This is a genomic window from Nonomuraea sp. NPDC049750 (genome assembly GCF_040659625.1).
Classification (GTDB): domain Bacteria; phylum Actinomycetota; class Actinomycetes; order Streptosporangiales; family Streptosporangiaceae; genus Nonomuraea.
In genome coordinates this window covers 59,852-84,713 of the sequence record NZ_JBFANB010000029.1, presented here as the reverse complement: position 1 = coordinate 84,713, position 24,862 = coordinate 59,852, and the positions used below count along the sequence as shown (strand labels likewise).

27 protein-coding genes and 2 pseudogenes are annotated in these 24,862 nt (G+C 68.4%); 18 read left to right on the top strand and 11 right to left on the bottom strand.

What is annotated here, in order from left to right; genetic code table 11:
* Positions 1-17 precede the first annotated feature (17 nt).
* From AB0J16_RS46370 to AB0J16_RS46330, 9 genes are all read left to right on the top strand, one after another.
* The gene (locus AB0J16_RS46370) at positions 18-530 is read left to right on the top strand and encodes a sigma-70 family RNA polymerase sigma factor (RefSeq protein ID WP_358552124.1); all 513 of its coding nucleotides are present in this window, start codon (positions 18-20) and stop codon (positions 528-530) included.
* Complete coding sequence (locus AB0J16_RS46365; protein WP_358552236.1) at positions 530-1,333, top strand: zf-HC2 domain-containing protein; 804 nt, start codon at positions 530-532, stop codon at positions 1,331-1,333. Before AB0J16_RS46370 ends, AB0J16_RS46365 begins: the two co-directional genes overlap by 1 nt.
* A gap of 28 nt (positions 1,334-1,361) precedes the next feature.
* Complete coding sequence (locus tag AB0J16_RS46360) at positions 1,362-1,805, top strand: thioredoxin family protein (protein WP_357958167.1); 444 nt, start codon at positions 1,362-1,364, stop codon at positions 1,803-1,805.
* A 32-nt stretch (positions 1,806-1,837) separates the two neighbouring features.
* The gene (locus AB0J16_RS46355) at positions 1,838-1,921 is read left to right on the top strand and encodes a putative leader peptide (protein WP_350668905.1); all 84 of its coding nucleotides are present in this window, start codon (positions 1,838-1,840) and stop codon (positions 1,919-1,921) included.
* Between the two features lie 61 nt (positions 1,922-1,982).
* Positions 1,983-2,414: a DUF4395 domain-containing protein gene (locus AB0J16_RS46350; protein ID WP_358552122.1), complete on the top strand. Its 432-nt coding sequence runs from the start codon at positions 1,983-1,985 to the stop codon at positions 2,412-2,414.
* Positions 2,411-3,250: a sulfurtransferase gene (locus tag AB0J16_RS46345; RefSeq protein ID WP_357958163.1), complete on the top strand. Its 840-nt coding sequence runs from the start codon at positions 2,411-2,413 to the stop codon at positions 3,248-3,250. The genes AB0J16_RS46350 and AB0J16_RS46345 overlap by 4 nt, the downstream gene beginning before the upstream one ends.
* Positions 3,250-3,579 (top strand): DUF1416 domain-containing protein, encoded by a 330-nt coding sequence (locus AB0J16_RS46340; RefSeq protein WP_357958161.1) that lies wholly within the window; start codon positions 3,250-3,252, stop codon positions 3,577-3,579. Before AB0J16_RS46345 ends, AB0J16_RS46340 begins: the two co-directional genes overlap by 1 nt.
* 436 nt (positions 3,580-4,015) lie before the next feature.
* Complete coding sequence (locus tag AB0J16_RS46335) at positions 4,016-4,576, top strand: RNA polymerase sigma factor (RefSeq protein ID WP_358552120.1); 561 nt, start codon at positions 4,016-4,018, stop codon at positions 4,574-4,576.
* Entirely contained in the window at positions 4,573-5,325 is a 753-nt protein-coding gene (locus AB0J16_RS46330) for a methylated-DNA--[protein]-cysteine S-methyltransferase (protein WP_358552118.1), read from the top strand. Before AB0J16_RS46335 ends, AB0J16_RS46330 begins: the two co-directional genes overlap by 4 nt.
* 96 nt (positions 5,326-5,421) lie before the next feature.
* Here AB0J16_RS46330 and AB0J16_RS46325 read toward each other — a convergent pair whose 3' ends face one another.
* The gene (locus AB0J16_RS46325) at positions 5,422-5,976 is read right to left on the bottom strand and encodes an XRE family transcriptional regulator (protein WP_358552116.1); all 555 of its coding nucleotides are present in this window, start codon (positions 5,974-5,976) and stop codon (positions 5,422-5,424) included.
* Positions 5,977-6,118: 142 nt separating this feature from the next.
* On the opposite strand from AB0J16_RS46325, the gene AB0J16_RS46320 reads away from it, so the two are divergent.
* Complete coding sequence (locus AB0J16_RS46320) at positions 6,119-7,459, top strand: hypothetical protein (protein WP_358552114.1); 1,341 nt, start codon at positions 6,119-6,121, stop codon at positions 7,457-7,459.
* On the opposite strand, the gene AB0J16_RS46315 is transcribed toward AB0J16_RS46320, so the two are convergent.
* The 3 genes from AB0J16_RS46315 to AB0J16_RS46305 form a co-directional block, all read right to left on the bottom strand.
* Entirely contained in the window at positions 7,449-8,174 is a 726-nt protein-coding gene (locus AB0J16_RS46315; protein ID WP_358552112.1) for a hypothetical protein, read from the bottom strand. The genes AB0J16_RS46320 and AB0J16_RS46315 overlap by 11 nt on opposite strands.
* A 194-nt stretch (positions 8,175-8,368) precedes the next feature.
* A complete protein-coding gene (locus AB0J16_RS46310) occupies positions 8,369-8,998 on the bottom strand; it encodes a hypothetical protein (protein ID WP_358552110.1) in 630 nt (209 codons plus the stop codon).
* Positions 8,995-9,687, bottom strand: a complete 693-nt coding sequence (locus tag AB0J16_RS46305; protein WP_358552108.1) for a hypothetical protein — start codon at positions 9,685-9,687, stop codon at positions 8,995-8,997. The genes AB0J16_RS46310 and AB0J16_RS46305 overlap by 4 nt, the downstream gene beginning before the upstream one ends.
* 163 nt (positions 9,688-9,850) lie before the next feature.
* Between AB0J16_RS46305 and AB0J16_RS46300 the strand changes: the two genes are divergently transcribed.
* From AB0J16_RS46300 to AB0J16_RS46280, 5 genes and pseudogenes are all read left to right on the top strand, one after another.
* The gene (locus AB0J16_RS46300; protein ID WP_358552106.1) at positions 9,851-11,788 is read left to right on the top strand and encodes a hypothetical protein; all 1,938 of its coding nucleotides are present in this window, start codon (positions 9,851-9,853) and stop codon (positions 11,786-11,788) included.
* Between the two features lie 70 nt (positions 11,789-11,858).
* Complete coding sequence (locus AB0J16_RS46295) at positions 11,859-14,822, top strand: ATP-binding protein (RefSeq protein WP_358552104.1); 2,964 nt, start codon at positions 11,859-11,861, stop codon at positions 14,820-14,822.
* A gap of 323 nt (positions 14,823-15,145) precedes the next feature.
* On the top strand, positions 15,146-15,712 hold the full coding sequence (locus AB0J16_RS46290) for a hypothetical protein (protein WP_358552242.1): 567 nt from the start codon (positions 15,146-15,148) through the stop codon (positions 15,710-15,712).
* Between the two features lie 59 nt (positions 15,713-15,771).
* A pseudogene (locus AB0J16_RS46285) lies at positions 15,772-16,110 on the top strand (transposase family protein); the annotation flags it as partial.
* Positions 16,111-16,228: 118 nt separating this feature from the next.
* The gene (locus AB0J16_RS46280; RefSeq protein ID WP_358552102.1) at positions 16,229-16,618 is read left to right on the top strand and encodes a DUF1877 family protein; all 390 of its coding nucleotides are present in this window, start codon (positions 16,229-16,231) and stop codon (positions 16,616-16,618) included.
* A gap of 328 nt (positions 16,619-16,946) precedes the next feature.
* Here AB0J16_RS46280 and AB0J16_RS46275 read toward each other — a convergent pair whose 3' ends face one another.
* The 4 genes and pseudogenes from AB0J16_RS46275 to AB0J16_RS46260 all read right to left on the bottom strand — a co-directional run bounded on the left by AB0J16_RS46275 (position 16,947) and on the right by AB0J16_RS46260 (position 20,311).
* Positions 16,947-17,177, bottom strand: a complete 231-nt coding sequence (locus AB0J16_RS46275; RefSeq protein ID WP_358552100.1) for a DUF397 domain-containing protein — start codon at positions 17,175-17,177, stop codon at positions 16,947-16,949.
* 30 nt (positions 17,178-17,207) lie between these two features.
* On the bottom strand, positions 17,208-17,741 hold the full coding sequence (locus tag AB0J16_RS46270; RefSeq protein WP_358552098.1) for a DUF5753 domain-containing protein: 534 nt from the start codon (positions 17,739-17,741) through the stop codon (positions 17,208-17,210).
* A 406-nt stretch (positions 17,742-18,147) separates the two neighbouring features.
* Positions 18,148-18,675 (bottom strand): N-acetyltransferase family protein, encoded by a 528-nt coding sequence (locus AB0J16_RS46265; protein WP_358552096.1) that lies wholly within the window; start codon positions 18,673-18,675, stop codon positions 18,148-18,150.
* Positions 18,676-19,105: 430 nt separating this feature from the next.
* Positions 19,106-20,311 (bottom strand): annotated as a pseudogene (locus AB0J16_RS46260) (IS256 family transposase).
* 212 nt (positions 20,312-20,523) lie between these two features.
* On the opposite strand from AB0J16_RS46260, the gene AB0J16_RS46255 reads away from it, so the two are divergent.
* Positions 20,524-20,871, top strand: coding sequence for a hypothetical protein (locus AB0J16_RS46255; protein WP_358552094.1), 348 nt, complete (start codon positions 20,524-20,526; stop codon positions 20,869-20,871).
* A gap of 36 nt (positions 20,872-20,907) precedes the next feature.
* On the opposite strand, the gene AB0J16_RS46250 is transcribed toward AB0J16_RS46255, so the two are convergent.
* The 3 genes from AB0J16_RS46250 to AB0J16_RS46240 all read right to left on the bottom strand — a co-directional run bounded on the left by AB0J16_RS46250 (position 20,908) and on the right by AB0J16_RS46240 (position 22,513).
* A complete protein-coding gene (locus AB0J16_RS46250; RefSeq protein ID WP_358552092.1) occupies positions 20,908-21,195 on the bottom strand; it encodes a hypothetical protein in 288 nt (95 codons plus the stop codon).
* Positions 21,188-21,484, bottom strand: a complete 297-nt coding sequence (locus tag AB0J16_RS46245; RefSeq protein ID WP_358552090.1) for a hypothetical protein — start codon at positions 21,482-21,484, stop codon at positions 21,188-21,190. Before AB0J16_RS46245 ends, AB0J16_RS46250 begins: the two co-directional genes overlap by 8 nt.
* A gap of 339 nt (positions 21,485-21,823) precedes the next feature.
* Positions 21,824-22,513 (bottom strand): hypothetical protein, encoded by a 690-nt coding sequence (locus AB0J16_RS46240; protein WP_358552088.1) that lies wholly within the window; start codon positions 22,511-22,513, stop codon positions 21,824-21,826.
* 521 nt (positions 22,514-23,034) lie between these two features.
* Between AB0J16_RS46240 and AB0J16_RS46235 the strand changes: the two genes are divergently transcribed.
* A complete protein-coding gene (locus AB0J16_RS46235) occupies positions 23,035-23,976 on the top strand; it encodes an ATP-binding cassette domain-containing protein (protein ID WP_358552086.1) in 942 nt (313 codons plus the stop codon).
* A gap of 55 nt (positions 23,977-24,031) precedes the next feature.
* On the top strand, positions 24,032-24,856 hold the full coding sequence (locus AB0J16_RS46230) for an ABC transporter permease (protein ID WP_358552084.1): 825 nt from the start codon (positions 24,032-24,034) through the stop codon (positions 24,854-24,856).
* Positions 24,857-24,862 lie beyond the last annotated feature (6 nt).

The following is a 24,862-nucleotide window of genomic DNA, read 5'->3' as shown; positions in this document are numbered from 1 at the left end:
CCGTACGTGATGAGGGTGTGACTGCAGCCGACACCGCCGACGAGGAACTGGTCAGGACCCTCTTCGACGAGCACGCTGGGCCACTCTACGGATACGTGTTGCGACTCACGGGCGATTCGGGACGAGCGGAGGATGTCGTGCAGGAAACGCTGCTGCGGGCTTGGCGGCATCCTGACGCCCTCACCGGCCGCCCGATACGTGCCTGGCTGTTCACCGTCGCCCGTAATCTCGTCGTGGACCAGCACCGCGCCCGCAAGGCGCGCCCGCAGGAGACCGGCGACGAGGCGCTCGCCGTGCTGCCTGCTGACGACGAGCTGGAGCGGGCGGTCGAGTCATGGGCCGTGGCCGAGGCGCTGGCCGCGCTGCGGCCCGAGCACCGTGAGGTGCTGATGGAGGTCTACTACCGGGGGAGATCGGTGAAGGAGGCGTCGGCCACGCTGGGCATCCCGCCGGGCACGGTCAAGTCACGCACCTACTACGCGCTGCGCGCGCTGCGGCTCGCGCTCGAGGAGCGAGGGCTGGCGCCGTGATGACGTGTGAGGAGGTGCGGCTGGCACTGGGCGCGCACGCGCTCGGCGCGCTGGACCCCGACGAGGCGATGGAGATCGACACCCACCTGGCGACCTGCGAGGCGTGCGGTGCCGAGCTGCTCGACCTGGAGGGCGTCGCGTCGTTCCTCGGCAAGGTGTCGGAGCGCGACGTCGAGCTGGTCTCCAGCCCCCCGCGTCAGGTGCTCGACCGGCTGCTGAACGCCCGTGCCCGGCGCCACCGGAGAGGACGCGCGCTGCTGACCGTGGCCGCCTCCGTCGCGGTGATGGCGGTCGGCGTCACGGTGTGGATGGGCTCGCAACAGGCGAACCACACCCAGTCGGCCGCCCAGCCCGCCGCCACCTCCGGGGAGGTCGAGTCCAAGGCGGTCGCGCCGTACGCGGCGCAGGACACCGCGCCGAATGACGCGCGGCTCAAGAAGTCCGAGGCGCGGCCGACTCCGCGGCCGTCGGCGAGCCAGACGGCGCCCGGCCGTGAATTCCCCGGCGAGAACGCGGCCAAGGGCTATCACGCGAGCGTGACGGCCTTCCCCGGCGGCGACGTGACGAAACTGTCGGTGCGGGTCAGCGGCCTGCCGCTCGGTACGACGTGCCGGCTGGTGGTGTTCGCCAAGAACGGCGCGTACGACTCCACCACGAGCTGGAAGGTCAGCCGGGAGACCTACGAGAACAAGGCCGTCTTCCCGCGCCAGACGCGGATCCTGATGAACGACATCGCCAGGTTCGAGGTCGTCGACTCGGCCGGAAAGGTGCTCGTCAAGATCCCGGCCCCGAAGGGGAAGTAAAGCGTCCCCTCCGGGGTTGCACCACGAGATGACAGGACTGTGGGTGGCGCTGGCGACGCTGGCGCTCGGCTCGGTGATCGGGGTGGTACGACTGCGCCGCGACGGCAGGGTGCGCGACACGGCTCGGGCGGACGACCGCCTGGCCACCGCCGACCTGGGCGCTGACCTGGGGGAGCGGGCGACGCTCGTACAGTTCTCGACCGCCTTCTGCCAGCCGTGCCGGGCGACCCGGCGGGTGCTGGCCGACGTCAGCGGGCTCGTGCCCGGGGTGGCGCATGTCGAGATCGACGCCGAGTCGCGGCTTGATCTCGTCCGGCGGCTCGACATCATGCGTACGCCGACGGTCCTGATCCTCGACAGCGCCGGAAATATCGTGAAAAAGGCGTCTGGCCAGCCGCGCAAAGCGGACGTACTCGCCGCCTTGGCCGGGGCAGTGTCCCACGTTTCGTCTCAGAACGCGGACGAGATGTGACAGATGCCGAGACGGCGAGTAGTGTCCTTGCCATGAACCCATCGACAGAGCTGCTGACGAAGCGGCGCGCGGTTGATTTCTGCCGCGTAGCCACCGCGCTCTGTCGCGCTGCCTGAGGACGGTCTCGCGCGGACTTCCGATCCGCCCCAACCCGACCCCCTTCAGGAGCATCCTTCGATGCGTGCCGACCCTAGAGCGTTGCGTTTCAGCGCGGCCATCACGACTGCGATCCTCGCCATCGTCCTGGTGACGGGGAGCGCTTGGCCGTTGGCTGCCCAAGTGCTGCTGGCCGCCCAGGCGGTGGTCTTCGCACTCGGCGTGGCAGGGCGCTCGCCTTACGTGGTGCTCTTCAAGGCGCTCGTCAAGAGCGCTCCCAGGGAGACGGAGGACGCCCGCCCACCCCGCTTCGCGCAGGGTGTCGGGCTCGGCTTCGCGGTCGTGGGTCTGGTCGGATACCTCGCCGGGATCACGCCGCTCGCCCTCGTGGCCACGGCCGCGGCACTCCTCGCCGCCTTCCTCAACGCAGCCTTCGGATTCTGCCTCGGCTGCGAGACGTACCTGCTGATTCGCCGACTACTGCCCGCCGCCAAATTGGAGGTTCCCCAATGAGCCGCTCCGCCGTCCTGGTGGATGCCGAATGGGTCGAGGCCAACCTCGACACCCCCGGCGTCGTTCTCGTCGAGGTTGACGAAGACGCCAGCGCCTATGACAAGGGCCACATCCGTGGCGCCGTGAAGGTCGATTGGCAGAAGGACCTTCAGGACCCGGTCCGTCGTGACTTCGTGGACAAGACCGGCTTCGAGACACTGCTGTCCGAGCGCGGCATCTCCAACGACGACACCATCGTGCTCTATGGCGGAAACAACAACTGGTTCGCCGCCTACGCCTACTGGTACTTCAAGCTCTACGGCCACGACAACGTCAAGCTGCTCGACGGCGGGCGTAAGAAGTGGGAGCTCGACTCGCGCGAGCTGGTCAAGGACGTGCCGCAGCGCGCCAAGACCTCCTACGTGGCCCAGGAGCAGGACACGTCCATCCGCGCCTTCCGTGACGACGTGGTCGCCGCGATCGGCAAGCTCAACCTGGTCGACGTCCGCTCTCCCGACGAGTTCACCGGCAAGCTGCTCGCCCCGGCCCACCTGCCGCAGGAGCAGGCGCAGCGCGCGGGCCACGTGCCCACCGCTCGCAGCATCCCGTGGTCCAAGGCGGCCAACGACGACGGCACGTTCAAGACCGACGAAGACCTGCGCACGCTCTACGGCGAGGCGGGGGTCAATTTCGACAAGGACACGATCGCCTACTGCCGCATCGGCGAGCGTTCCGCGCACACCTGGTTCGTCCTGCACGAGCTGCTCGACCAGGCGAACGTGAAGAACTACGACGGTTCGTGGACCGAATACGGCTCGCTCGTGGGCGTGCCGATCGAGTTGGGGGAGGCCCGCTGATGACCACCACTCAGACTGCCCAGAACGTACAGACCGCACCGGGTTGCGGAGCTCCGGAGCAGACCATCGCGCTGCCCGCGGGGATCGACCTGTCCACCCAGTCCGTGATCCAGGGCGTCGTGACGGGCGCCGGCACCGCCTACGCGCGGCTGCTCGACCACTCCGGCGAGTTCACCGGCGAGGTCGTCGTGTCCGACGAGGGCGTGTTCCGCTTCTTCGCCGCGCCTGGCGACTGGACGGTGCGCATCATCGCCGGCGGCGGCGTCACGCGTGACGTCAAGGTCCAGGCGAAGCTGGGCGAAGTGGCTCAGCTGGCCGTCGCCGTCTGACCCACCGCAATATCTAGCAGAAGGCTCGCGTCCGATCTCGGACGCGGGTCTTCTGCTTTCCGGGTCTGTGGTGGCTGGTGCCCTTTGGAGGGATCCCCCCTTCGGGGGGAGCGGGAGAAGCCGGTCCGTGGTGGTTGGGAGCCTTTGGGGGATACCCCCTCCGGGGGGAGAGGAAGCAGCCGGTCCGTGGTGGCTGGGGGCCCTTTGGGAGGGATCCCCCTCCGGGGGCGGGAGAAGACGGAGCGCCTTCTCTACGTAACAGAAAGGCTACTTTCTGTTACGGCACGGCCTGGCTGGCCGCCACCCGCCGCACGGGGTCTGTGGCGTCCAGGAATACGGCCTCTGACCCGCACGGGGCCGGGCGCCGTGACGAGACGGTGAGACCATGGCCGGTCAAGGGTGCAACGGATTACGGCCCGGCGGTGTTGTACCTGGTGTGAGTGACATCGACTGCCTCGACCCGGTGCGAAAGGCGCTGCTCGACGACCTCGACGGAGGGTTCGCCGAGCTGTTCGGCGCGTATCGCGGCGTGGTCTTCTCGACCGCCCTGCGGCTGAGCGGGCGGTGGGCCGATGCCGAGGACCTCACCGCTGAGACGTTCTTGCGTGCCTACCGTGCCGTCGCCGGCTATGACCGAGAACGGATCGCCGCCCTGCAACCGCGGGCCTGGCTCCTGACGATCCTGCTGAACATCTGGCGCAACTGCGCCCGTACCAAGTCCCGGAAGCCGCCACCCGATCTGCGCGAGGAGCCGGTCGATACCGTTGATCCACGCGAGAGCGTCGAGGACGCGGCGGTGCGGCACGAGACCGGTGACGAACTCGCCGAAATGCTCGGCATGCTGCCGGAGGATCAGCGGGTGGCCGTTGTGCTCAGGCATGTCGTCGATCTACCGGTCAGTGAGATCGCCACAGTCCTCAGGATTCCGCAGGGCACGGTCAAATCGCATGTGTCACGGGGTCTGCGGCGACTGCGCACACTTGGAGGTGTCCGATGACCCAGGACCTGACCCGGGATCCGCTGCTCGCCGGACTCGCGGCACTCGCCACGGACGCGCCCGACGGGCTGCTCGAGCGGATCGCCGCGCGCTGGGTGACGGCGCCGAGCCCGCTCGGGGAGCTGTCCGTCGCGTTCACCGGCCAGGGCATCGCCTACGTCCATCAGGGCGACGGGTTCGCCGCCGCCTTCAGAGCGCGGGCCGGACGCCCGCTGCTGCCCGCCGACCGGCCGCCTGCCGGACTGCTGCCCGCGCTGCGCACCGGCCGCTCCTCGGGGGTCGCGCTCGACCTGCGGGGGCTGAGCGACTTCCAGCGCGACGTCCTGCTGGCCGCCCGGACGATCCCCAGGGGCGAGGTACGGCCCTACGCCTGGATCGCGGCTCAGATCGGCAGGCCCAAGGCGGTACGCGCGGTGGGCGCGGCGCTGGGCGCGAACCCGGTGCCGCTGCTCGTCCCGTGCCACCGGGTGACCAGATCCGATGGGGTGGCGGGCGACTACGTGTTCGGGGCGGCGGCCAAGGAGCGGCTGCTGGTGGCCGAGGGCGTGGATCTGGACGCGGTGCGGCGGCTGGCGCGGGCACGGGTGTTCTACCTGGCCAGCGACACCACCGGCGTGGTGTGCTTCCCGACCTGCCACAACGCGCGGCGCATCACCGCCGCGCACCGGCACGGCTTCCGCAGCATCGCCCAGGCCCAGGAGGCCGGTTACCGGCCCTGCCGCACCTGCCGGCCCGCTTTGGCCGCCTGAGGCGCCCGTCCTGAGGCCGCCGCCGTGAGCGCCCGTCCTGGGGGCGCGTCCTGAGCGCCCGTCAGGTACGGGTGTCCGGTCGGATGCGGGTGTCCGTCAGGTCTGGGTGTCCGTCGGGTAGCGCATCAGCAGTGAGGCTCTGACCTCGTCCGGCGGGACCGCGCGGTAGCCGTGCGGGACGTCCGAGCGCCACGAGATGTGGTGGCCGGGGCCCGCCGTCAGCGGCGCGTCCAACGGTCCCGCGATCAGTGTGCCGGCGTAGACCGTGAGGTGCTCGGTCACCCCTTCGAGATGCGCGGCGGAGGTCTGGATGATGCCGGGCGGGATGCGCAGCCGATAGAACTCATAGGTCACCCGCTCGTCCTCGAACACCTCCAGCAACGCGGCCTCGATCGCCGTGCCGCGCACGACCTGCGGCGATGGCGGTGTGTCGAGTATCGCGCCGATCGGCACGCCGAGCTGCGCGGTGATGGCCCAGAGCATCTCCGCCGTCGGCTTGAGCAGGCCGTCCTCGACCTCGGACAGCGTCTCCCGGTCGATGTCGGCGCGCCTGGCCAGCTCGGACAGCGAGACGCCTGCCGCCTGGCGCAGCAGCCGCACCCGTCGCCCGACGATGACCGGATCTGTGTCCAGCGCAGGCCGTCCCTCCATGTCGCCATGTTCCCCCACATCTCGCCGGATTGCGCCGGGCGTCCTGGTCTGTTGTCGCTATCTCCCGGCGGTTCGCCATGAATGCTTGGCGATCATCACGCCTGGTAGTCGCATGTCTCGACATGTCGGTAGGATCCCGTGGGTGTCCGCGATGTCAGGAGTGATGGCCCCGTCCCGGCCCGTGTCCGTTCCGGGACCGATGCCGTCGCCGTTCTCTCTGCCCCTGCACGCGCTACGCATCGCCGGGAAGTGCGCGCTACCGCTGATCGCCTGGTTCTCGGCCGGTCAGGCAGTGCGCTTCGGGTTGCTGTACCTCGGTACGGAGATCTCTCATGGGGACGCCCGGCAGCTCCGCCTGGTCGCGACCATCGCGGTGCTGACGCTCATCGTCATGGCGTCGATGACGATCACCGCGGGCATGCTGTGGTCGCTACGCGGCGCGCTCTGGGAGATCAACGCCCGGCGGGCGGGCGGTGATGAGGACGAGCGCTACTGGGTCTCCATGAACCGCGTCGCCCCCGCCTTCGCGGTCATCTACCTGACCTGGGGGTTCCATGTCGAGGACGCCCGGGACTTCGTACAGACGGACTACCTGCACAACATCGACGACTTCTTCAGCGACAGCTTCCTCGGCAGGAGCAGCACGGTCGGGCGGGGGCTCATCGACCTCGACTGGCGGATCTCGCTCGGCCTGATGGCCGTGGCGTTCCTGCTGCGCGCGCTGTTCAGCAAAATGGTGGAGCGGGGCGACGGGAAGATCTCGGGGCTGGGCACCGCCCTGTCCGAGTTCGCCTTCGTGTTCTTCGGCCTGAACGCCACCTTCGTGCTGGCCAACGCGCGCTCCGACTGGGTCTCGCACCGCCTCGCCATCTCCGCCTCGGGCGAGCTCGTGACCCAGGCCGAGCAGAGCATCCCCGGCTGGGAGGCGTTCTGGGGAGCGGTCGGTGAAGTCTGGCCGTACATCGTGGACGGTGTCTTCATCCCGCTCACCTGGCTGACGGTGGCGGTGCTCGTCTTCGGTACGTACGCGGACGACGCCCGCACGATGCTCCGCGACACCCGCTTCGAGAAGGGCATCGACAAGCTCTACTCGACCCACTCGATCACGCAGAAGTCGGTCGAGCGGATCACCGGCGGCTTCCAGGAGCGCTGGGTCCCCCTGGCCAACTCCTTCAGGCAGACGCTGACGGGCGGCGTGGCGCTGTTCGGGATGATGTGCCTGTGCTACGTGTCGCTGCACGTCGGCGCGGAGTACGCGATGCGCGGCGTGCGGACGCTGATCGGGTCGAAGGTGGAGTGGCTCTGGATGCTCGTCGGCGCCCCCGTCGACTTCGTCAAGAACCTGCTCGTCACGGTCCTGACCATGGCTCTGCTGGCCGCCGCGTTCGACATCGCGGCCACGCGGGGCCGGCGGATGGCGCCGGCGCCCGAAGCGCCGGAACCGCCCGCCGTACGAGATGGCCGGACGGGCGTCAGCGCTTGAAGCGCAGCACGTCCAGCTCCGGTTCCGTCTTCGCGGTCATGAGCTGGGCCGTGGGGATGTCCGAGCGGTAGTTGCTCGGCGTGAGCAGCAGCTCGACCTCGGCCGCCTGTGCGGGCGGCACGCGGGCGTAGGCCGTCATCTGGTACGACTCGCCGATCTCCATCTTCTCGGCCGGTGTCGTGTCGTTACCGACCAGGGCCACCCACGTACGGCCCTGTCGATCCGTCACGAACAGGTCCTTGGGCTTGGCCGTCTTGACCGCTCCGTCCGCGTCGACGGCCGACCGGGTGATGTCGATCTTGATGTAGGCCGATCCCGGCTGGGGCTTGCTGCCGGGGACCTGCGGCACGGTCTCCATCGTGGACTTCCAGCTGACGTGCTTGACCGTGACGGACTGCCCCGCCGGTACGACCTGCTCCTGCTTCGCCGGAAGCTGCCCAGACCTGACCAGATAGACGTGATAGCGGTCGTACGTCGTCGCCCCGACCGCCACGACCAGCGCGGCCACGGCTCCGAGCGCCGTCAGCATGGGCCGGCGGCGGCGCGGCGGCGGAGTCACGGCGACCGGCACCTCGGCGACGACCGGAACCGCCGGTTCCTCGGGAGGGGGCGGGACGGCGGGGAGGGGTGGGACGACGGGGAGGGGCGGGACGGACGGCCGGGGAAGTGGCCCGGCGCTGGGGATGGCCGGGATCGGCTGGGTGGAGGTGTCCACCGAGGGTTCCGTCCGCTTGGGCGGCCACACCTGCTGATCGGGAGGGACCACCCGCGTCGCGGCCGAACGGCGCCGCCGCGGCCGCGGCCTCTGAGATCGCGGTTGCGGCTGGGACGGAGGCGACGCCTGGGGCTGGGGCTGGTCCGTGTTCTGGCCGGCCGGAGGGGAGAACCAGCCGCGGTCGTCTGTGCTCATCAGCTCTTCTTCAGGATGTAGACGTCGCTGGGCGCGGACTTGAGCTGGGCCGCCGCCGGGCCGTCGATGCCCAGATCGACCTCGGCCTCCGGCTCGAACGGCTCGACCAGTGCCGATCCGGGCAGCTTGAACACGACCCGCGCGCCTTCGAGCGCCGAATCGGGGATCTCGAAGACGAAGTTGCCGCTGACCCAGAAGCCCGGCTGTACCCAGGGGTTGGCCAGCGTCTCGGATGCCTCGATCTTGTCCGTGGCGTCGTAGCTGACGCCGTCCGGGGTCAGCAGCGCGGGGGTGCCCAGGTGTATGGGCTTGGTGGCGGAGGTCGCGGACGCCTGGACGATCAGGAAGAGCTGCTCGGTCTCCACCTTCCCGCTCGCGCCCTGCACGGCCCGCGCCACGGCGACCGAGTTGACGCGGACCGCGAACCTGCCCGTGTTCACCTCCTGGCCCTTCGCGCCGACGGTGGTGATGGGGGCGTCCATCTCGTTCGGGGTCAGGTTGCGCGTCTGAAGGCCGACGGCGCCGCCCAGCAGCACCAGGCCGACGAGGGCGCCGAGCACGCGCGAGCCACCTTGCCGGCGGGCGCGGGAGCGGCGGCCGGGCGGGCGGCGGGACGCGGTGGCGGTCATGTCGCCTCCGCGCCGTGCACCGGGAGCGTCACCTGGGCCTGGATGACGGGGCGCCGTCCGTTGCCGGGCACTCCCGAGCCGGACTCTTCCGAGTCGGTCTCTTCGGAGATCAGGCCCCAGTGGAAGGACGGGTCGTTGAAGCCCGGCTCGTATTCGAAGCCCGCCACGTCCAGCGTCACCTTCTGCGGCGGCTTGGCCGCGCCGTCCAGGTCGTAGCGGAGGACGACCGTGGTCGGGACGCCCGGCTGAAGCTGGCCGCTCTGCGCGTTCTTCGACAGGCTGTAGACCGTCGGCACACCCTTCGCCTGGACCTGCGGGGTCACCTTGACCAGCGACCCGGCGAAGCTCGTCGCTGAGATCGAGCCCTCCGGCTTGCTGGGCGGAAGGCCGACCATGGCCGTGGCCTTGCCCTGGTTCGTCACCTTGAAGGTCAGCTCCACGAAGCGTTTGTCGGTGTCCCAGTCGGCCTTGGCCTTCTGCGTGGCCAGTTTGGCCGTCACGAACTGCGTACTGAACTGCCCCTGGTCGAGCACCGCCCCCTCCCCGTATTGGGGTGGAGCCGGATCGGGAACCTCGGCGAAACCGCCGAGCAGGGCGGTGATGCCGAGGGCGGTGACTGCCACCAGGGCCACTGCCGGCACCGCTACCGGGCGTTTGGGCTTGTTGCTGCCGCCGGAGGGTTCCGTCATGGGTAAGGATGGTAATAGGTCACGCTTGCCCCATCTGCCGCTAGCCTCCCATCTGGCTGGTCTAATTGCCGAGAACCCTGCCGCAGCAGGGGGTCTAGCTCATACGCTGTCACGGAGCGGAGGGTCAGCCCCCACTAACGACATATCGCGGCCGGAGGGTCACGTGGCGGACGTGCATCCCGAGCATGCGCAGCTCCAGGCGGACCGCATCTACCTGGGCTGGCAGTACATCTTGCTGCACCCCGACCCGGGACCGCCGCCCAAGCGCCCCTCGCCCGGCGAAGGGGAGGCCGCCTCCGCGGAGGCCGACCAGGAGTTGCTGCGCCGCGAACGCTTCCAGCAAGACCTGCTCAACCGGCCCGTGCGGGTGTTCAGGGTGTTCATGGTCATCCTCACCGTGCTGATACTCGGGCTGGCCGTCGCCGGTTACCTGCAGTGGTCGTTCGCGCTGCTCGGTCTGGTCGCGGCCGGCGGCGTGGCGATCATCTGCAGCTACGCGCTCGTACAGGGTGACCGGGCGGTCCGCTACCGGGTGAGCGAGCAGCAGGCCCGTGACGACCGGCAGCGACGGGAACGTGACAAAGAGCTGTTCCGCGCGCAGGAGGAGCACGCCCAGCGCTACCGCGAGTGGCAGGAGGTCAAGGAACGCCACGACCGCCAGCTCACCTGGTACGCCGTCGCCGTCCCCGACGAGATCGACCGCATCGACGTGGCCGGCGGCACGCTGCCCGGCTGGTCGGCGCTGATCACCCTGCTCGGCGCCACCCGCCTCTACAGCGGCGGCCACCTCACCGTGCTCGACCTGTCCGAGGGGGCGATCGCCAAGGACCTGATCGAGCTGGCCCGCCGGGGCGGCGACGACCCGCTGGTCTGGGTGCTGCCGACGGACCTGCCCCGGCTGGACCTGGGCGCGACGCTGAAGCCCGAGGCGTTCGCCGACGTGCTCGCCCACGTGGTCAGCGTGAGCGAGGAACACCGCACCACGCGCGACCTCAGCTTCGACAACGCGATCCTGGAGCGGGTGCTGGAGGTGCTCGGCGAGAACGCCACGATCAATCAGGTCACCGCCGCCCTGCGGGCCCTCGCCCAGGTCGGCGACCCGCGCGACGACCTGAGGTTCGGGCTGATCACGGCGTCGCAGCTCGAACGGATCGGCACGCTGTTCGGGCGGGGCGTCAGCGACCGCGTGGTGATCGAGCGGGCCTGGGCGCTGGAGTCCCAGCTGCGCAAGCTGGAGACACTCGGCACGGAGGCCGTACGGCTGCCGCCGGCCAGGTTGCGGGTGGTGAGCATGGACCGGCAGGCCGGGGTGTTCGGCAACCGGGTGCTCGGCACCTACGTGGCCACCGCGCTCACCCACATCCTGCGCCAGTCGCCTGCCGCCGACCGGCCCTGGTATCACACGATCATCGTGGCGGGGGCCGACAAGCTCCGTGGCGACGTGCTGGACCGGCTCATGGACGCCTGTGAGACGTCCAGGACCGGCCTGGTGCTGACGTACCGGAGTCTGACCCCGACCGTGCGGGAGCGGCTCGGCAGGGGCCACGCGGCGGTGGCGTTCATGCGGCTCGGCAACGCCGAGGACGCCCGGGTGGCCAGTGAGCACGTCGGCACCGAGCACCGGCTGGAGCTGGCCCAGCTCACCGAGACGATCAGCGACTCGATCCCCGGCCTCGACGGCGGCTACACCTCCACGATCTCCCAGGTCGAGGATGCCACGGAGGAGCGTGGCGACAACCGTACGGACCTCGCGGAGGACCTCGTGGAGTCGACGGAGTGGGGCAGGACGGCCGACAAGATCTCCGAGAAGGAGCGGGTGCTGCAGCGCTCGCGCGAGTTCCTCGTCGAGCCGCACCAGCTCCAGCAGCTGCCCACGACGTCCGTGATCGTCACCGACGCGACAGCGCAGGGCCGCCGGGTCCGCCTGGCCGACGCGAACCCGGCCATCCTCACATTTCCCAAGACCACGCTCGGCGAGCTGGACGACGTCCGCGAGGCCGTACTCGCGATCGACGGCAAGGGCGCAGACGGCGACGGAGAGCCGCCTCCGAACCTCGGCCCGCCGCCGCCACGCCTGGACTGGCGCAAGGACAGGCAATGACATGGTCAATGTCAACGTGGCGCGCTGACGGTAGGCGGATTTTACTAGCAACCGTCTGTGGGGGAATGAAATGCAGTCGAGTGTCTCGCTGAGCGGGCCCTGGTACCGAATCCAGTCGATCGCGGCACCCTCGCGAAGCTCGTCGGCGGAGTGGGACTTCGTCACCGTGCTGCCCGCCGTGCTGTCCGCCGCCCAACGTGACCGGCCGTTCGTCATCGGGTGGCTCTCCCGTGGCTCCGGGGCGCCGCTCGAACTCATCACCAACGCCGGGCCGCTGTCGCCGCCGCGCCAGCCGCGCCGCGCCACCGACGCGCCGGGGGCGCCGGCCGGGCCGCAGCCGCTGCTGTTCCCCGGCGGGGCGCGCGGGGTGCAGCTCGACGAGGAGTACCTGGCCGACCTCGCCGACCTGGTGTGGACGCCGTGCCCGGGACGGCAGGCGCCGCCGCTGGGCGGCCGCCGCGAGTTCGGCGGGCTCGAACCCGACGAGCTGAAGCGGCCGACGCTGTTCGAGGCGACGCTGGTCACGCTCATGTCGAGGCCGTTCGCGTGGCTGGTGGTGGCCGAACCGACCGACCTGCTCGACGCCGAGGTCGCGCACCTGCGTACGCAGCTCAACGTGCTCAGGCAGTACGGCGACGCCTCCGAGCGCAGCAGGTTCGACGCCGAGCGGGCCGAACGCCGCATGCAGGAGCTCGACGCCTTCCGCGAGGCGGGGCTCTGGAACGTACGCGTGCTCGCCGGCGGCGCCACGGCCGAGGAGCTCCGGCAGATCGCGCCGGTCCTGGTCGGCTCCGTCGAGATGAGCCACCACCCCTACCGGCTGCGCAGCGCCCAGGGCGCCGTCTACGGCCTGTCGGAGGCGCTCGCCCTGACGATGCAGGACCCGGCCGACGGCGCCGCCGCGCCCTTCGCCGCGACCGCCGGGGCCCTCGCGGCGCTGGCCGGGCTGCCCAGGCGCGAGGTGCCTGGCGTACGGGTGCTCGACTCCGGGTTCTTCGACGTGACCTCCGAGGCCGAGGAGGGCGAGCTGGACCTGGGGGAGATCCTCGACGGGCAGGACCGGTGCGTCGGCTCCTTCCGGGTGCCGCTGAGCACGCTCAACCGGCACGCCTTCGTCACCGGGGCCACCGGCTCGGGCAAGTCGCAGACGGTCAGGCACCTGCTGGAGCAGCTCAGCAGGGCCGGCATCCCGTGGCTGGCGATCGAACCCGCCAAGTCCGAGTACGCCGCGATGGCCGGCCGCATCGAGCCCGGCACGGTCACTGTGATCAACCCGTCGGCCCCCGCGGGCGTGCCGTTCAGCATCAACCCGCTGGAACCCGAGCCCGGCTACCCGGTCCAGGCCCACATCGACATGGTCAGGGCGCTGTTCATGGCGGCCTTCGACGCCGAGGAGCCGTTCCCGCAGATCATGTCGCTGGCCCTGCAGCGTGTCTATGAGGCCACCGGCTGGGACGTGGTCACCGGCGGCGCCGTACCGGGCTCCAAGGTGCCGCCCAGCGTGCCGACCCTCGAACTGCTCCAGCAGCACGCCATGGACGTCATCCGGGAGATCGGCTACGGCCGCGAGGTCCAGGCCGATGTGGAGGGCTTCATCTCGCTGCGGCTGCGCTCGCTCCGCGTCGGCTCGGCCGGCCGCTTCTTCGAGGGCGGCCACCCGGCCGACATCGGCGGCCTGCTGGAACGCAACGTGGTGCTGGCGATCGAGGACGTGGCCAACGACGAGGACAAGGCGTTCCTGATGGGCACGCTGATCATCCGCATCGTCGAGCACCTGCGGATGCGGGCCCGGCAGGAGAAGTCCACCGGCCTGCGCCACGTCATCGTCATCGAGGAGGCCCACCGGCTGCTGCGCGACCGCGGCGCCGGCCGCGCCTCCACCCACGCGGTCGAACTGCTGGCCGGCATGCTCGCCGAGATCCGGGCGTACGGCGAGGGCATCGTGGTGGCCGAGCAGATCCCCACCAAGCTCGTCACCGACGTGGTCAAGAACACCGCGCTGAAGGTCGTCCACCGGCTGCCCGCCGAGGACGACCGGCAACTCGTCGGCGCGGCCATGAACCTCAGCGAGGAACAGTCCCGCCACGTCGTCTCCCTGCAACCGGGCTCAGCCGCGGTGTTCGCCGACGGGATGGACCGCCCGCTGCGCGTCCGGGTGCCGCTCGGCGAGTCCCGCGAGAAGCTGCTGGCCAGCCCCGCCCCGCCGATCCGGGGCCGAAGATCGGCGGCCTGCGGCAGCCAGTGCCGCACCGGCCAGGCGTGCACCCTGGTCGAACTCCGCGAGGCCGACGTCCTCGCCGACGCGCCCGACTGGGCCTGGCTGCGCATCTGGTGCGACACGGTCGTCCTGGCCTTCGTGAGCAACCGGCCCCTGCCCGGCGTCCCTCGCGCGCTGACGGCCGCCTGGTCCGAACTGCCCGCCAGGCGCCGGGAGTGCCTGCTGGCCACCCTGATCGAACGCTCGGTACAGCGCCGGGCCTGGTCGCTGCGCAGCTGGTTCGACCCGGCCCTGCTCACCGAGAAGGCCGCCGAGACGGCCACCCGCCTCCTCGCCGCCGTGGACAGCGGCGGCGAACGCCCCGGCGCCTCATGGGTCATCCCGCAGGTGCGCTGGCTGCACGAGGTCGACAGACTCTTCCCGTACGGCCAGCCGGCCCCGAACCTGCGCAGCCCGGCACCGCCGATGGAGTACGCCCTGTTCCGCAACGCGCCCAACGGCAGCTCGGCCGAACTGCTGCAATCGGAGCTGCTCGGCCACCGAGCCAAGGCACTGCGCCACCACCCGCTGTCGATGGAGGTCGACCACAACAGGGCGCTGGCTTGGCGGGTCATTTTGGGCGACGACGAGAGCGAGGGCGTCCAGCGGGACATCAGCACGGTCGCGATCGGCGTCGACCCGTCGTCCCGGTTGCGGCACGTGGGGCAGACGATGGGGGCTGGGTGGTTGGAGGGGGTGCTGTCTTGGCCGCGCCGGTTCGTGCTGCCGTTCGACCGGGACGGCGCCCCGGAACTCTCTTTCGCCGAGCCAGGCTGAGCTTTACAAAGCGTTCTTCCTTTGGCGCTCGTCACAAAGGGCTCGCAGTCGGCGCTTCGCGCATTTGGAAGCTCGACGTTCTTCCTTTGGCGCTTGTCGCGCACTGCAAGGGCTCGCCGATCGGCGCTTCGCGCCCATGGGCTCGGCGTGCTGCCCGGGGCCTTCGGCCCCTCCTATGCGAGGGCAGGCCCTCGCGCTCCCACGCTCCGCCACGGCCAGACCATGGGGCGCAAACGTGCGACGTGTGCTGCCTGGGCACGCTCGACGATTGGGGGTGCTGTAATTATCCAGTTACTATATGTGACCGATCATGGAGTCCCCCCATGCGACAGATCCGCACAGCCCTCGCCGCCCTCACTGGCACACTCCTCACCCTGGCTATCGCCGGGGTCTCACAAGCGACCGCCGCCCACGCGGCGGAGATCGTCATCATCGACGGCTACACCAAGACGGTGAGGGAATCGGCCCGCATCCCCGTCGCCTGCCCGACCGATCAGGTCCTGCTCGGCCGCGCCCACTTCGGGGACGAGAACGGCGAGACCACCTACTACTGCGGCCTGATCCTTATTGACGGGCAACGCGTCAAGATCGGCGCACCGTCCTGGAGCGACGCCCAGCGAGAGAGCAACTCGTTCTTCGCGGCTCCGCGGAATGAAGTCCTGGTCGGCCGGCAACATTCCGGCGATGAGCATGGGCCCACGCGCTACGCCACCGCCAGCATGAGCGCGTGGGGGAGGACCGTCGAACTGACCTCCTACCGCTGGGCTCCCGGACAGAGGGAAAGCAGCAGCCATTCCAAGGCGGGCGACTACGAAGTCATGGTCGGCCGCCAGCACTCCGGAGACGAAATCGGCCAGACCCGCTACCAATACGCCAGGATCGCCGACTAGACCTTAGCGACTGTCGGGCCGCCTCCGATCGCCCTTGGCGGCCCGACAGCTCCACCACCTCTGGAGCTCTGCCCGGCAAGGCCCACGATCTGAGCGCCGCCCGCATCTGGGGTATCTTGCGCGCGTTGGAGCAGGCCGGGATCATCACTCTGGCCGACAAGGCCTATCAGGTAGCCGAGGGGCCGGTCCGCGCCCCGTACAAGGGCAAGAACAAGCCCGACTCCCAGAAGCGGGCCAACCGCGCCCACGTCAAGCTGCGCGGGCCCGGCGAACGCGCGAACGCCCAGTTGAAGAGTTGGAAGATCCTGCGCAAGCTACGCTGCAGCCCCTCCAAAGCCGACCACCTCTGCAAGGCCATTGCCGTCCTTCAGAACCACCGCGTTGCTCAGGCCGCCTGAGGATGAAGGAGGTTCAATGTTCCAATTGCGCGGCCGTGCCGCGCTACGATCACCCCGAAGATCTACGCACATATATGTCGGCCGCCGAAGGCCAGGTCACGGTATACGGGAGGCGACCGTGGGGGTCTGCGTCTACATCGACGTCGTCAGAGACGGAAAGAAACTTGGCAGCTACGACCTCGACACGAGCGCGCACTATCTCCGCGTGGGGCTGGATGCCCTGGGGCTCGACGGCGACGAGATCGTTCACGGAGAGGGAGGTCCGGACGGCGCTGACGCCGAGGAGTCGGAGGAAGGATTCGTGGGCCGACTCACCTCCGAGCAGGTCAAGGCCTTCTGGGAACGCCTCTCGCCCGTCACTGTCGAGCAGTTCATGACGGGCCTACGGACGACCGAGAACGTCAAGGTCGACGACGAGGAGTACTTCGCGCTGTACTTCGCCGACCTCAAGAAGGCGTACAGCGCGGCCGTTCGCGCGGACGCGGGTATGACGATGTCCTGGTACTAACGGCCCGCGTTAATTCGAGATCCACGCTTTCAGACGAATGCTCGACTCGCGATCATGCTGTGATCACCGGCCTCTGCCGAGGATGAAAACAGCTCACGCATGATCGTAATAACAGTCGTCGCGCTGGCGGCCGTCGGCTGTTCCGGCTCATCGGCTTGTAAGGGCGCTGTCCGGGGCTTCCCACTACTCACCTGGCCTGGTCATTCCGGAGCGGAGCCGCCGCCGGAGCCATGATCAAAATTCGCTGCGTCTCCGCCAGCACAGGAGAACGCCCGATCGCCACGCAGGCGACCGGGCGCTTCCTCTGAAGGCTGGACTATGTGCGTGCTTAATCATCCAGGTCGAATTGACCAAGTTGGGCACCGCCGATGAAAGCCCGCCACTCAGCAGGCGTGAAGATGAGTACCGGTCCCTGGCGGTCCTTGCTATCACGAACGGCCACGACCTGGCTCAGGTTGGTGGCAACCTCCACGCAGGCTCCACCATCGCCATTACTGAGGCTGCTCTTACGCCATTCGGCACGAGATAAGTCTATAGGAGCTTGCGTCTTAGGGTTCATCCTGATGGACCTTCTCTCTGGTGCGCCCAACTATTTGATCTCTTTCGCCACTTGCGCGATGAAGGCGCGGGAAGCTTCGGCTGGTAGAGCTGATGCACGTAGGTGGTCGAAGGCCACCATGTAGGAGTCTATTTCAGGGCTTTTTTCCAGATACAGACTACCTGTCTGATACTCGATGTATACGACTGCGCCCGCTGGCGGCGGAAAGCTGAGGGCATGGAATCCGCCGCCCATCGCTGCGTGCGCTCCAGCGGTGAAGGGAAGTACCTGAAGGGTTACGTTGGGAAGCTTGGTAGCCTCCACGAGTCGCGCGAGCTGCGCACTCATGATCTCCGGTCCCCCCACCACGCGGCGAATGACCGCTTCGTTGATCACCGTCCAGAACTGCGGCGCTTCTGCTTGTGTGAGCAACGCCTGCCGAGCTGTACGCACGGCAACCATCTGCTCAATCTCGTCATCGGTTCTGCGCTGCTTGGCTCGATGTAGGGCTCGGGCGTAGTCCTCCGTCTGGAGGAGGCATCGGTATGAAGGAGCCGCTGACTCCCCAGAGGCCCAGGAGTCCATGGGCGTGTGCATGGATCGATTCACCGTGGACACCGCCCGCGCCATCGTCGATACGGATCGCTTCGGTGCGGACCTCGACGCTCTGGAAACGGACCGGCGACAAAAACTGGGGAGCGTCCGCTCGGGATCTTCTGTCGATCTCTTGCCGCGGGTGCTTCCCTCCGCTCCTGTGCTCACGGTGGCCACTGCCGCCGACCTGATCGGAAGATCCAGTCAGCGAGCCAATGACGCTGTCAATCAGATGGCAGCAGTGGGCATACTCCGACAGACCACCATCGGAAGACGCAACCGCGCATTCGAGGCACCCGACCTCATCAACGCCCTCACCGGATTCGAGCGAGCACTCGCCAGCCCTCTGGGTGATACGCGACAGGCGCCGCCCGCGTCCGGCGCGGGCAGCCGACAGTCACAAGAGTCGCTGCATCCACAGCGAGCTGATGTACTGGCCGTTCTTGGTGGCGTACTCGCGGAAGGTACCGACTTCTGTGAAGCCGAACTTGCGATGGAGGGCGACCGACGCGTCGTTTGGCATGGCGATTCCCACGACGACGGCGTGGATCGGCTCGTCGGCGATGCTTTCGAATAGGGCTCGATACAGCGACGTTCCCACGCCCCCGCTTCGGCATCCAGCGTCGAGAGAAACGCTGAGCTCAACAGTGTCCCGGAACGCCTCGTGGTTCCGATAGGGCTGACTACAGGCGTAGCCGATTGTCCGACCGTGACGCCGAGCGACCAGCAGCCGGTAGGGGCCTGTCGGAGAGAACTGCTTGAACCAGGCGTGCCGCTCGGCCACGCTGGTCGGCCGGGTATCGAAGGTTGCGATCGAGGTTGCCGCCACGTTGTTCAAGATGTCGACGATCCCGGGGAGATCGGTCTCATCCGCAATGACGATCTCGACGGGTTCTTGATCCGCAATCATGCGCATAGTGGTCATTCGTCACATCATGTCCGACTAGCCACCCCCCCGCTACCTCCGATGCAGAAGCGCCAACCGCTCACCGCGCTCCCCACGTTGTCCGGCTATGCCCGGGCGTCCGCGACCTGGCGGGAGTACGGTTCCGCTCACCCCGCACCAGGACGACCACGGCCCGCAGACCCACAGCCACCAAGAGTGCGGTCAGTTCCCACGAACGAAACCAAACGCTTGTGCCTGAGAGCATCACCCTGTCGTGGCAGGGCATTCCGGTCGACCGACCGCAGGCGGAGGCTCCTGCTCGCGATCACGAGTGCTCCCCGTGTTGAGGAGGCCCGCCGGTTGCTGCGAGATCGAGGCATGGACCGCGCCTCCACGCACACGGTCGAACGACTAACCGGCATGCTGGCGCGGGTGTGTCAAATAACGGCTGATCTTGGCTGGTGATTGGTCAGTTGTTGCTCGGGGTCAGGCGGCCCTCGAAGGCGATCTGGAAGGCGTTCAGGGGCGCCTTCCAGCGCATGGTCCACCGCTTACGGCCCTTCCCCGTGGGGTCTAGGCTCACCAGCGCCATGTAGACGCATTTCAACGCGGCGGCCTCGTTCGGGAAGTGGCCACGGGCGCGGACGGCCTTGCGGATGCGCGCGTTGACGCTCTCGATGGCGTTCGTGCTGCAAATGACCTTACGTATCTCGACGTCGAAAGAGAGGAAGGGGACGAACTCGGCCCAGGCGTCCGACCACAACTTCACGATCGCCGGATACTTCCGGGCCCCAGGACTCCTGGAACTCCAGGAACCGCTCTGTCGCCGCGTCCTCGCTGGGAGCGGTGTAGACGGGCTTGTGCCCTGGCGACCTTATCCCAGTCCTGGCGGGCGGCGTATCGGAACGAGTTGCGCAGCAGGTGAACCACACACGTTTGGACAATTGTGCGAGGCCAGACGGTCTCCACGGCCTCGGGAAGGCCCTTGAGCCCGTCGCAAACCAGCATCAGCACATCGTCCAGACCGCGGTTCTTCAGCTCCGTGAACACATGCAGCCAATACTTCGCGCCCTCACCCCCGTCGCTGGCCCAGATGCCGAGGATGTCGCGGGTGCCCTCCACGGTCACCGCCATCACCACGTAGATCGGACGGTTCGCGACCTGCCCGTCCCTGATCTTGACGTTGATGGCATCCACGAACAAGACCGGGTAGACGCGGTCCAGCGGCCGGTTCTGCCATTCGGCCATGCCATCCATGACCTTGTCGGTGATGGTGGAGATGGTCTGCTTGGACACCTCGGCGCCGTACACCTCGGCCAGATGCGCCGAGATCTCCCCGTGCGTGAGGCCCTTCGCCGACAGCGACAACACCATCTCATCGACGCCGGTCAGGCGGCGCTGCCGCTTTTTGACGATCTGCGGCTCGAAGGTGCCGGCGGTGTCACACGGCACCCCTGACCTCGACCGGTCCGACATCGGTTAGCACGGTCTTGGCCCGGGTGCCGTTGCGGCTGTTGCCGCTGTTCTTCCCCGCCACATCGTGCTTGTCGTAGCCGACATGGTCGGTGATCTCGCCCTCCAGCGCGGACTCCAGCACTCGCTTGGTCAGCTGCTGCAACAGCCCGCCCTCACCGGTCAGCTGCAGCCCTTGGTTCCGAGCCCGATCAACCAGCATCGCGATCAGCTGGTCATCCGAGGTTGCAACAGTCGACTTCTCTATCGGCTGGCCGGCATGCTCGATCTCCACGGCGGTCTCCGTCATCAGAAGGAAGCTCCTTGATCATCAGATCCGCCGTTAATTAGACACTCCTGCTGGCGTACATCGGCTGATCCCAGGCGCGGCCCTCTCTGGGAGTCCTCTCGGAATCCGCGCGGAGGTTACGCCTGATGCGGAACGCGCCCGTCTCCCGGCTGACGGCAGTCATCGACCTGGGTCCGGCAATCGTGGGCAGCCCGCAGGAGATCGCCGCGATCGCTGAGCAGGTGCGGCCCGGCAACGGGGCCAGTGTCCTGGAGTACGTCCAGGACTTGGAGCAGGCGTACGCGATTCCGATCCTGCAGGTGCGCGAGTTCGAGGGCCTATCGGCGGAGGAGTTGCGCGAACTTCTCGGCTCGTGGCATCCGCCGCAGGGCTATCTGCGGCTGCGCAACCCGGGAAATCTGGACATGTTGCGCATCTGCGAGAAGATCGCAGGTGGGGAGCCGATCCGGCAGATGACCGTGCACCATCCGTAAGCTGCCGCGCCGCGGGGGCGAGCGCTACGCCGCCAGCTAGTACAGCTGGATGCGGGTAATGACGCAGTGCGGCTCAGCTGCGTCTGCAACGACGATGTACTCGGCCACGCCCAAGATCCCGTTCTTGCCGAGTGGAACTCTGCGCTGTTGTGGCCACTGGGCGGAGGTGGTCTGTCCGGAGACGTCGCCTCTCGTCTCGTTGATTTCAACGGACAACGCGACGATTGCCGAGAACAACGTCGGGCTGATCTGAGGGTCCGCCAGGAGTTCCGCTACCCCGTCGGAGAAATGGCAGGGCCATCCCTCCTTTTCGGAATCACTCAAGGGGCAGGCCCTGCTGCTCTCGGTGGGCAAGGATGTCTGCGAGGGTGACGACAGGCAGGGTGCCTTCCAGCGCGGCCTTGCGAATCTGATCGGCCTCAGGATCAGTGTCGAGCATCGCCTCGCACCACCAACGGCGCAGGACCGCCTCGGCCTGGTCCAGCGGTGCCGTGCCGAGCTCGCGGTAGAACTCCATCCGTCGGCCGCCTTGGAGAGCTGCGGCGATCCCATCGACGGTACGCGGCACCCTGGGCTCGCCAGGAACGTGCGGGCGGAGGGGCTGAGCACTCATACCGTGAGGATAGCTGTTGGAGGGAGATCGCATTGGGAAGAGACGGGACGACTTCAGAACCCAAAGGAGTCTTCTCGTTGACTGAGTTCGCGCTGCCGGTTGATCGAGCTTGACTGCCCGGCCGTACTGCTCCTGCGGACGGTCACCGAAGCCCAGTTTGTGGGGATTGCCGTTGGCAGCCGCAGCCGCAGTGGCGCGGGCCGCGCCCGCTTTCCTCGGCGGCGGACAGGACGCAGAGCTGCGCTTGCAACCTTTTGCGCTGGCGTGGACGCTCTTGGACGGTGGCTGAGGACGGGTGTTGAACAAGGCCGGCGTAACCCGCCTCAGCTTCAGCCGGCGTCACTTTGGGTGGCTTAGGTCGCGGCCGGCGGCGATCTCCTCCGCGCTGAACACGCCGGTGGCGGGATCGAGCGCGGCTTGGCCGTAGCGACGAATTGCAGTGATTTCACGGACCATCTGGAGATATGTCTCCCGGTAAGTCCGTCCCTCGGCCTGGCCGCGAGCGGATGGGGATGCCATGGTGCGGTTTGAGGTCGCTGCTCGGCGGAAACGGGCGGCCATTAATTGCAGCCAGGCGTCCTCGGTCAGGTTGGGTGGAGGGGCGTCTTCCAGCATCTTGGCGGCGCCGCGGTAGATCATGGCACGCCCGGCGAGTTCATCGTCGATCAGTGAGCCTGGGTTGGGAGATGCGGGCTGCTGCGGCGATGTGTCCCAGAGTTGCGCGGCACGAGCGCGCAGGATGAAGGCGTATTCGTTGGCCGGCGGGAAGGGGTCCGCGACCAGAACGGCGTCACGGTCGCCTTGCCGATAGGCGCGGCGCGCCATGGGCTCCAGGATGCGGTCGATGGTGGAGCGGGACATTCCGGTGATCTCATGTACTTCGGAGGGGTCAACCCCGGAGGCCAAAGCGCCCCGCACCAAGGGGTCGCGGCGGTCGTCGAGGTCGCGCTGAGTTTCGACATAGGCGCGAAGAAGGATCTTGGCTTGGTGTGGATCATCGAAGGCGAGAGCCGGTTCAACATCATCCATGTATCGCACGATACGCCATAGATGTATCGTGCGATACATGATTCGCTGAACGAAATGAGCGTGACGTCGGCCTGGTCTGGTAGGTGCACCTTTTGGAACCCATTGAGCAGCTCGTTGAGGTCGTCGGAGGGGTCTGAGTTCTCGAGGCTCACGATTAGCCAGCCTGGGGGTACTGATCGCCAGGACGCGACGGTCCGGCGCCCCCCGAACCGTCGATCTGCATGGTGGTGATCCAGTCAACAGGTGCCGTCCCGTAGAGCGATGTGCGCTGCTGGTGACCGACTATGACCCGGGCGGCCCGTCCTGTTCTTGCCGCCCCTCTCGGTGCGCCGGTGTCGGAGACTCGGCCGTTGGCGGCAGGGCTGCGGCGATGCAGTTGAGGACCTAGGCCAGCTTCGGCCAGCGAGCCAGGCGCTCGGGCCGCATTCAGGTCACCGCTGAACCCTCCAGTTGCGTACGCGGTACCCAGTAATTTACTCTGGCCACCGCAACTGCGTACGAAGTACCCAATGGAGGGGATCATGGATCCGATCGTGGTCGCCGAAGGGCTGCACAAGTCCTTCGGCGACACCCACGCACTGCGCGGCCTCGACCTGAGCGTCCCGAAAGGCACTGTCTGCGGCGTACTGGGGCCCAACGGCGCCGGGAAGACGACGGCGGTGCGCATCCTGGCGACCTTGTCCGATCCCGATGCCGGGCACGCCCGCATCGCCGGATACGACGTCGTCCGCGAGGCCGGCAAGGTGCGGGAGAAGATCGGGCTCGCGGGCCAGTACGCCGCCGTGGACGAGAAGCTCACCGGGCGCGGCAACCTGCGCATGTTCGGACGCCTTTCCCACCTGTCCCGGCGTGCGGCGCACCGGCGGGCCGACGAGCTGCTCGAACGCTTCGGCCTGATGGACGCCGCCGATCGCCAGGTCGCCGGCTACTCCGGCGGCATGCGGCGCCGCCTCGACCTGATCACCAGCCTCATCCTGCGCCCAGAGGTGCTCTTCCTGGACGAGCCGACCACCGGCCTGGACCCGCGCAGCCGCGGCGAGATCTGGGACAGCGTCCGCGAGCTGGTGGCGGACGGCACCACGGTGCTGCTCACCACGCAGTACCTGGACGAGGCCGACCGGCTGGCCGACGACATCGCCGTCATCGACCACGGCCAGGTGATCGCCACGGGCACTCCCGACGAGCTGAAGGCCACCATCGGGGACCGCCTCGACGTCGTCGTCGAAAACCCCGCCGCACTGCGCCCGGCGGCGACCGCGCTGAATGCCATGGCCGGAGCCGAACCCACGGTGACGGGCGCCGACCGGCTCAGCGTCGCCCTGCCCGGCGGCGGGTTCCGGCTCGCCGACATCGTGCGCGAGCTCGACCGCGCCGGGGTCGCCGCGCTCGACGTGAGCCTGCGCCGCCCCACCCTCGACGAGGTGTTCCTGCGCCTCACCGACCGCAAGGAGATCGTCCGATGACCGCCCAGACCAGCCATCTGATGACCGCTCGCACCAACCAGAAGAAGACCGTCCGATGACCGCCCTCGCCCCGCCGATGGGCCGCCGCCTGCGCTGGACGTTCATCGACGGGCTCACTCTGGTCGGCCGCGAGCTGGGCCGAGTGCGCCAGGAGCCCGGCGAGATCGTCGGTGCGCTGCTCTTCCCGGCCATCGTGGTGGTGCTGTTCGGGTACGTGCTCGGCAGCGCGATCCAGGTGCCGGGCGGCGGTGACTACCGCGAATACCTCATGCCCGGCCTGTTCTCGATGGTGACCTTCACCGCCCTGCAAGGAGTCATGGCGCGCACGGCCGCCGACGCCTCCCGCGGCGTGATGGAGCGCTTCCGCTCCATGCCGATGGCCCGGCTGGCGGTGCCGTTCGGGCAGACCGGCGCCGACTCCCTGGTCGGCCTGCCACTCCTGGCCATCATGGTGGGCACCGGCCTGCTGGTGGGCTGGCAACCGCACCATGGCCTGATCCCCACGGCCGAGGCGTTCGGGCTGATGCTCCTGCTGCGGTACGCGCTGAGCTGGGTGGGCGTCTTTGTGGGCCTGGTGGTGAAGAGCGAACAGATCGTCGCCCAGGTGGTGGTGCCGCTGTTCCTGCCGTTCACCATGCTCTCCAACTCGTTCGTCCCGACCGACGGCATGCCCGGGTGGCTGCGTTTCCTGGCCGACTGGAACCCGGTCAGCGCGCTCACCGCCGCCTCCCGTGAGCTGTTCGGCAACCCGGGCGCCCCCTCCGGCGACGTGGCCTGGCCGCTCGTGCATCCGGTGACCACCGTCCTGCTCTGGTCGGCCGTCCTTCTGGCGGTGTTCGTCCCGCTGTCGCTGCGCGCCTACATGCGTAGAGGACGCTGAACGCCG

Bases quoted from the DNA above. Each gene is read 5' to 3' on its own strand.
- AB0J16_RS46330 (WP_358552118.1), top strand. From the start codon at position 4,573: ATGACCCAGGACCTGACCCGGGATCCGCTGCTCGCCGGACTCGCGGCA.
- AB0J16_RS46240 (WP_358552088.1), bottom strand. From the start codon at position 22,513: ATGGATGATGTTGAACCGGCTCTCGCCTTCGATGATCCACACCAAGCC.
- AB0J16_RS46275 (WP_358552100.1), bottom strand. From the start codon at position 17,177: ATGAACCCTAAGACGCAAGCTCCTATAGACTTATCTCGTGCCGAATGG.
- AB0J16_RS46340 (WP_357958161.1), top strand. From the start codon at position 3,250: ATGACCACCACTCAGACTGCCCAGAACGTACAGACCGCACCGGGTTGC.
- AB0J16_RS46290 (WP_358552242.1), top strand. From the start codon at position 15,146: ATGCGACAGATCCGCACAGCCCTCGCCGCCCTCACTGGCACACTCCTC.
- AB0J16_RS46365 (WP_358552236.1), top strand. From the start codon at position 530: ATGACGTGTGAGGAGGTGCGGCTGGCACTGGGCGCGCACGCGCTCGGC.
- AB0J16_RS46265 (WP_358552096.1), bottom strand. From the start codon at position 18,675: ATGACCACTATGCGCATGATTGCGGATCAAGAACCCGTCGAGATCGTC.
- AB0J16_RS46245 (WP_358552090.1), bottom strand. From the start codon at position 21,484: ATGAGTGCTCAGCCCCTCCGCCCGCACGTTCCTGGCGAGCCCAGGGTG.
- AB0J16_RS46255 (WP_358552094.1), top strand. From the start codon at position 20,524: ATGCGGAACGCGCCCGTCTCCCGGCTGACGGCAGTCATCGACCTGGGT.
- AB0J16_RS46360 (WP_357958167.1), top strand. From the start codon at position 1,362: ATGACAGGACTGTGGGTGGCGCTGGCGACGCTGGCGCTCGGCTCGGTG.
- AB0J16_RS46310 (WP_358552110.1), bottom strand. From the start codon at position 8,998: ATGACCGCCACCGCGTCCCGCCGCCCGCCCGGCCGCCGCTCCCGCGCC.
- AB0J16_RS46295 (WP_358552104.1), top strand. From the start codon at position 11,859: ATGCAGTCGAGTGTCTCGCTGAGCGGGCCCTGGTACCGAATCCAGTCG.
- AB0J16_RS46325 (WP_358552116.1), bottom strand. From the start codon at position 5,976: ATGGAGGGACGGCCTGCGCTGGACACAGATCCGGTCATCGTCGGGCGA.
- AB0J16_RS46345 (WP_357958163.1), top strand. From the start codon at position 2,411: ATGAGCCGCTCCGCCGTCCTGGTGGATGCCGAATGGGTCGAGGCCAAC.
- AB0J16_RS46305 (WP_358552108.1), bottom strand. From the start codon at position 9,687: ATGACGGAACCCTCCGGCGGCAGCAACAAGCCCAAACGCCCGGTAGCG.
- AB0J16_RS46235 (WP_358552086.1), top strand. From the start codon at position 23,035: ATGGATCCGATCGTGGTCGCCGAAGGGCTGCACAAGTCCTTCGGCGAC.
- AB0J16_RS46350 (WP_358552122.1), top strand. From the start codon at position 1,983: ATGCGTGCCGACCCTAGAGCGTTGCGTTTCAGCGCGGCCATCACGACT.
- AB0J16_RS46230 (WP_358552084.1), top strand. From the start codon at position 24,032: ATGACCGCCCTCGCCCCGCCGATGGGCCGCCGCCTGCGCTGGACGTTC.
- AB0J16_RS46355 (WP_350668905.1), top strand. From the start codon at position 1,838: ATGAACCCATCGACAGAGCTGCTGACGAAGCGGCGCGCGGTTGATTTC.
- AB0J16_RS46270 (WP_358552098.1), bottom strand. From the start codon at position 17,741: ATGGACTCCTGGGCCTCTGGGGAGTCAGCGGCTCCTTCATACCGATGC.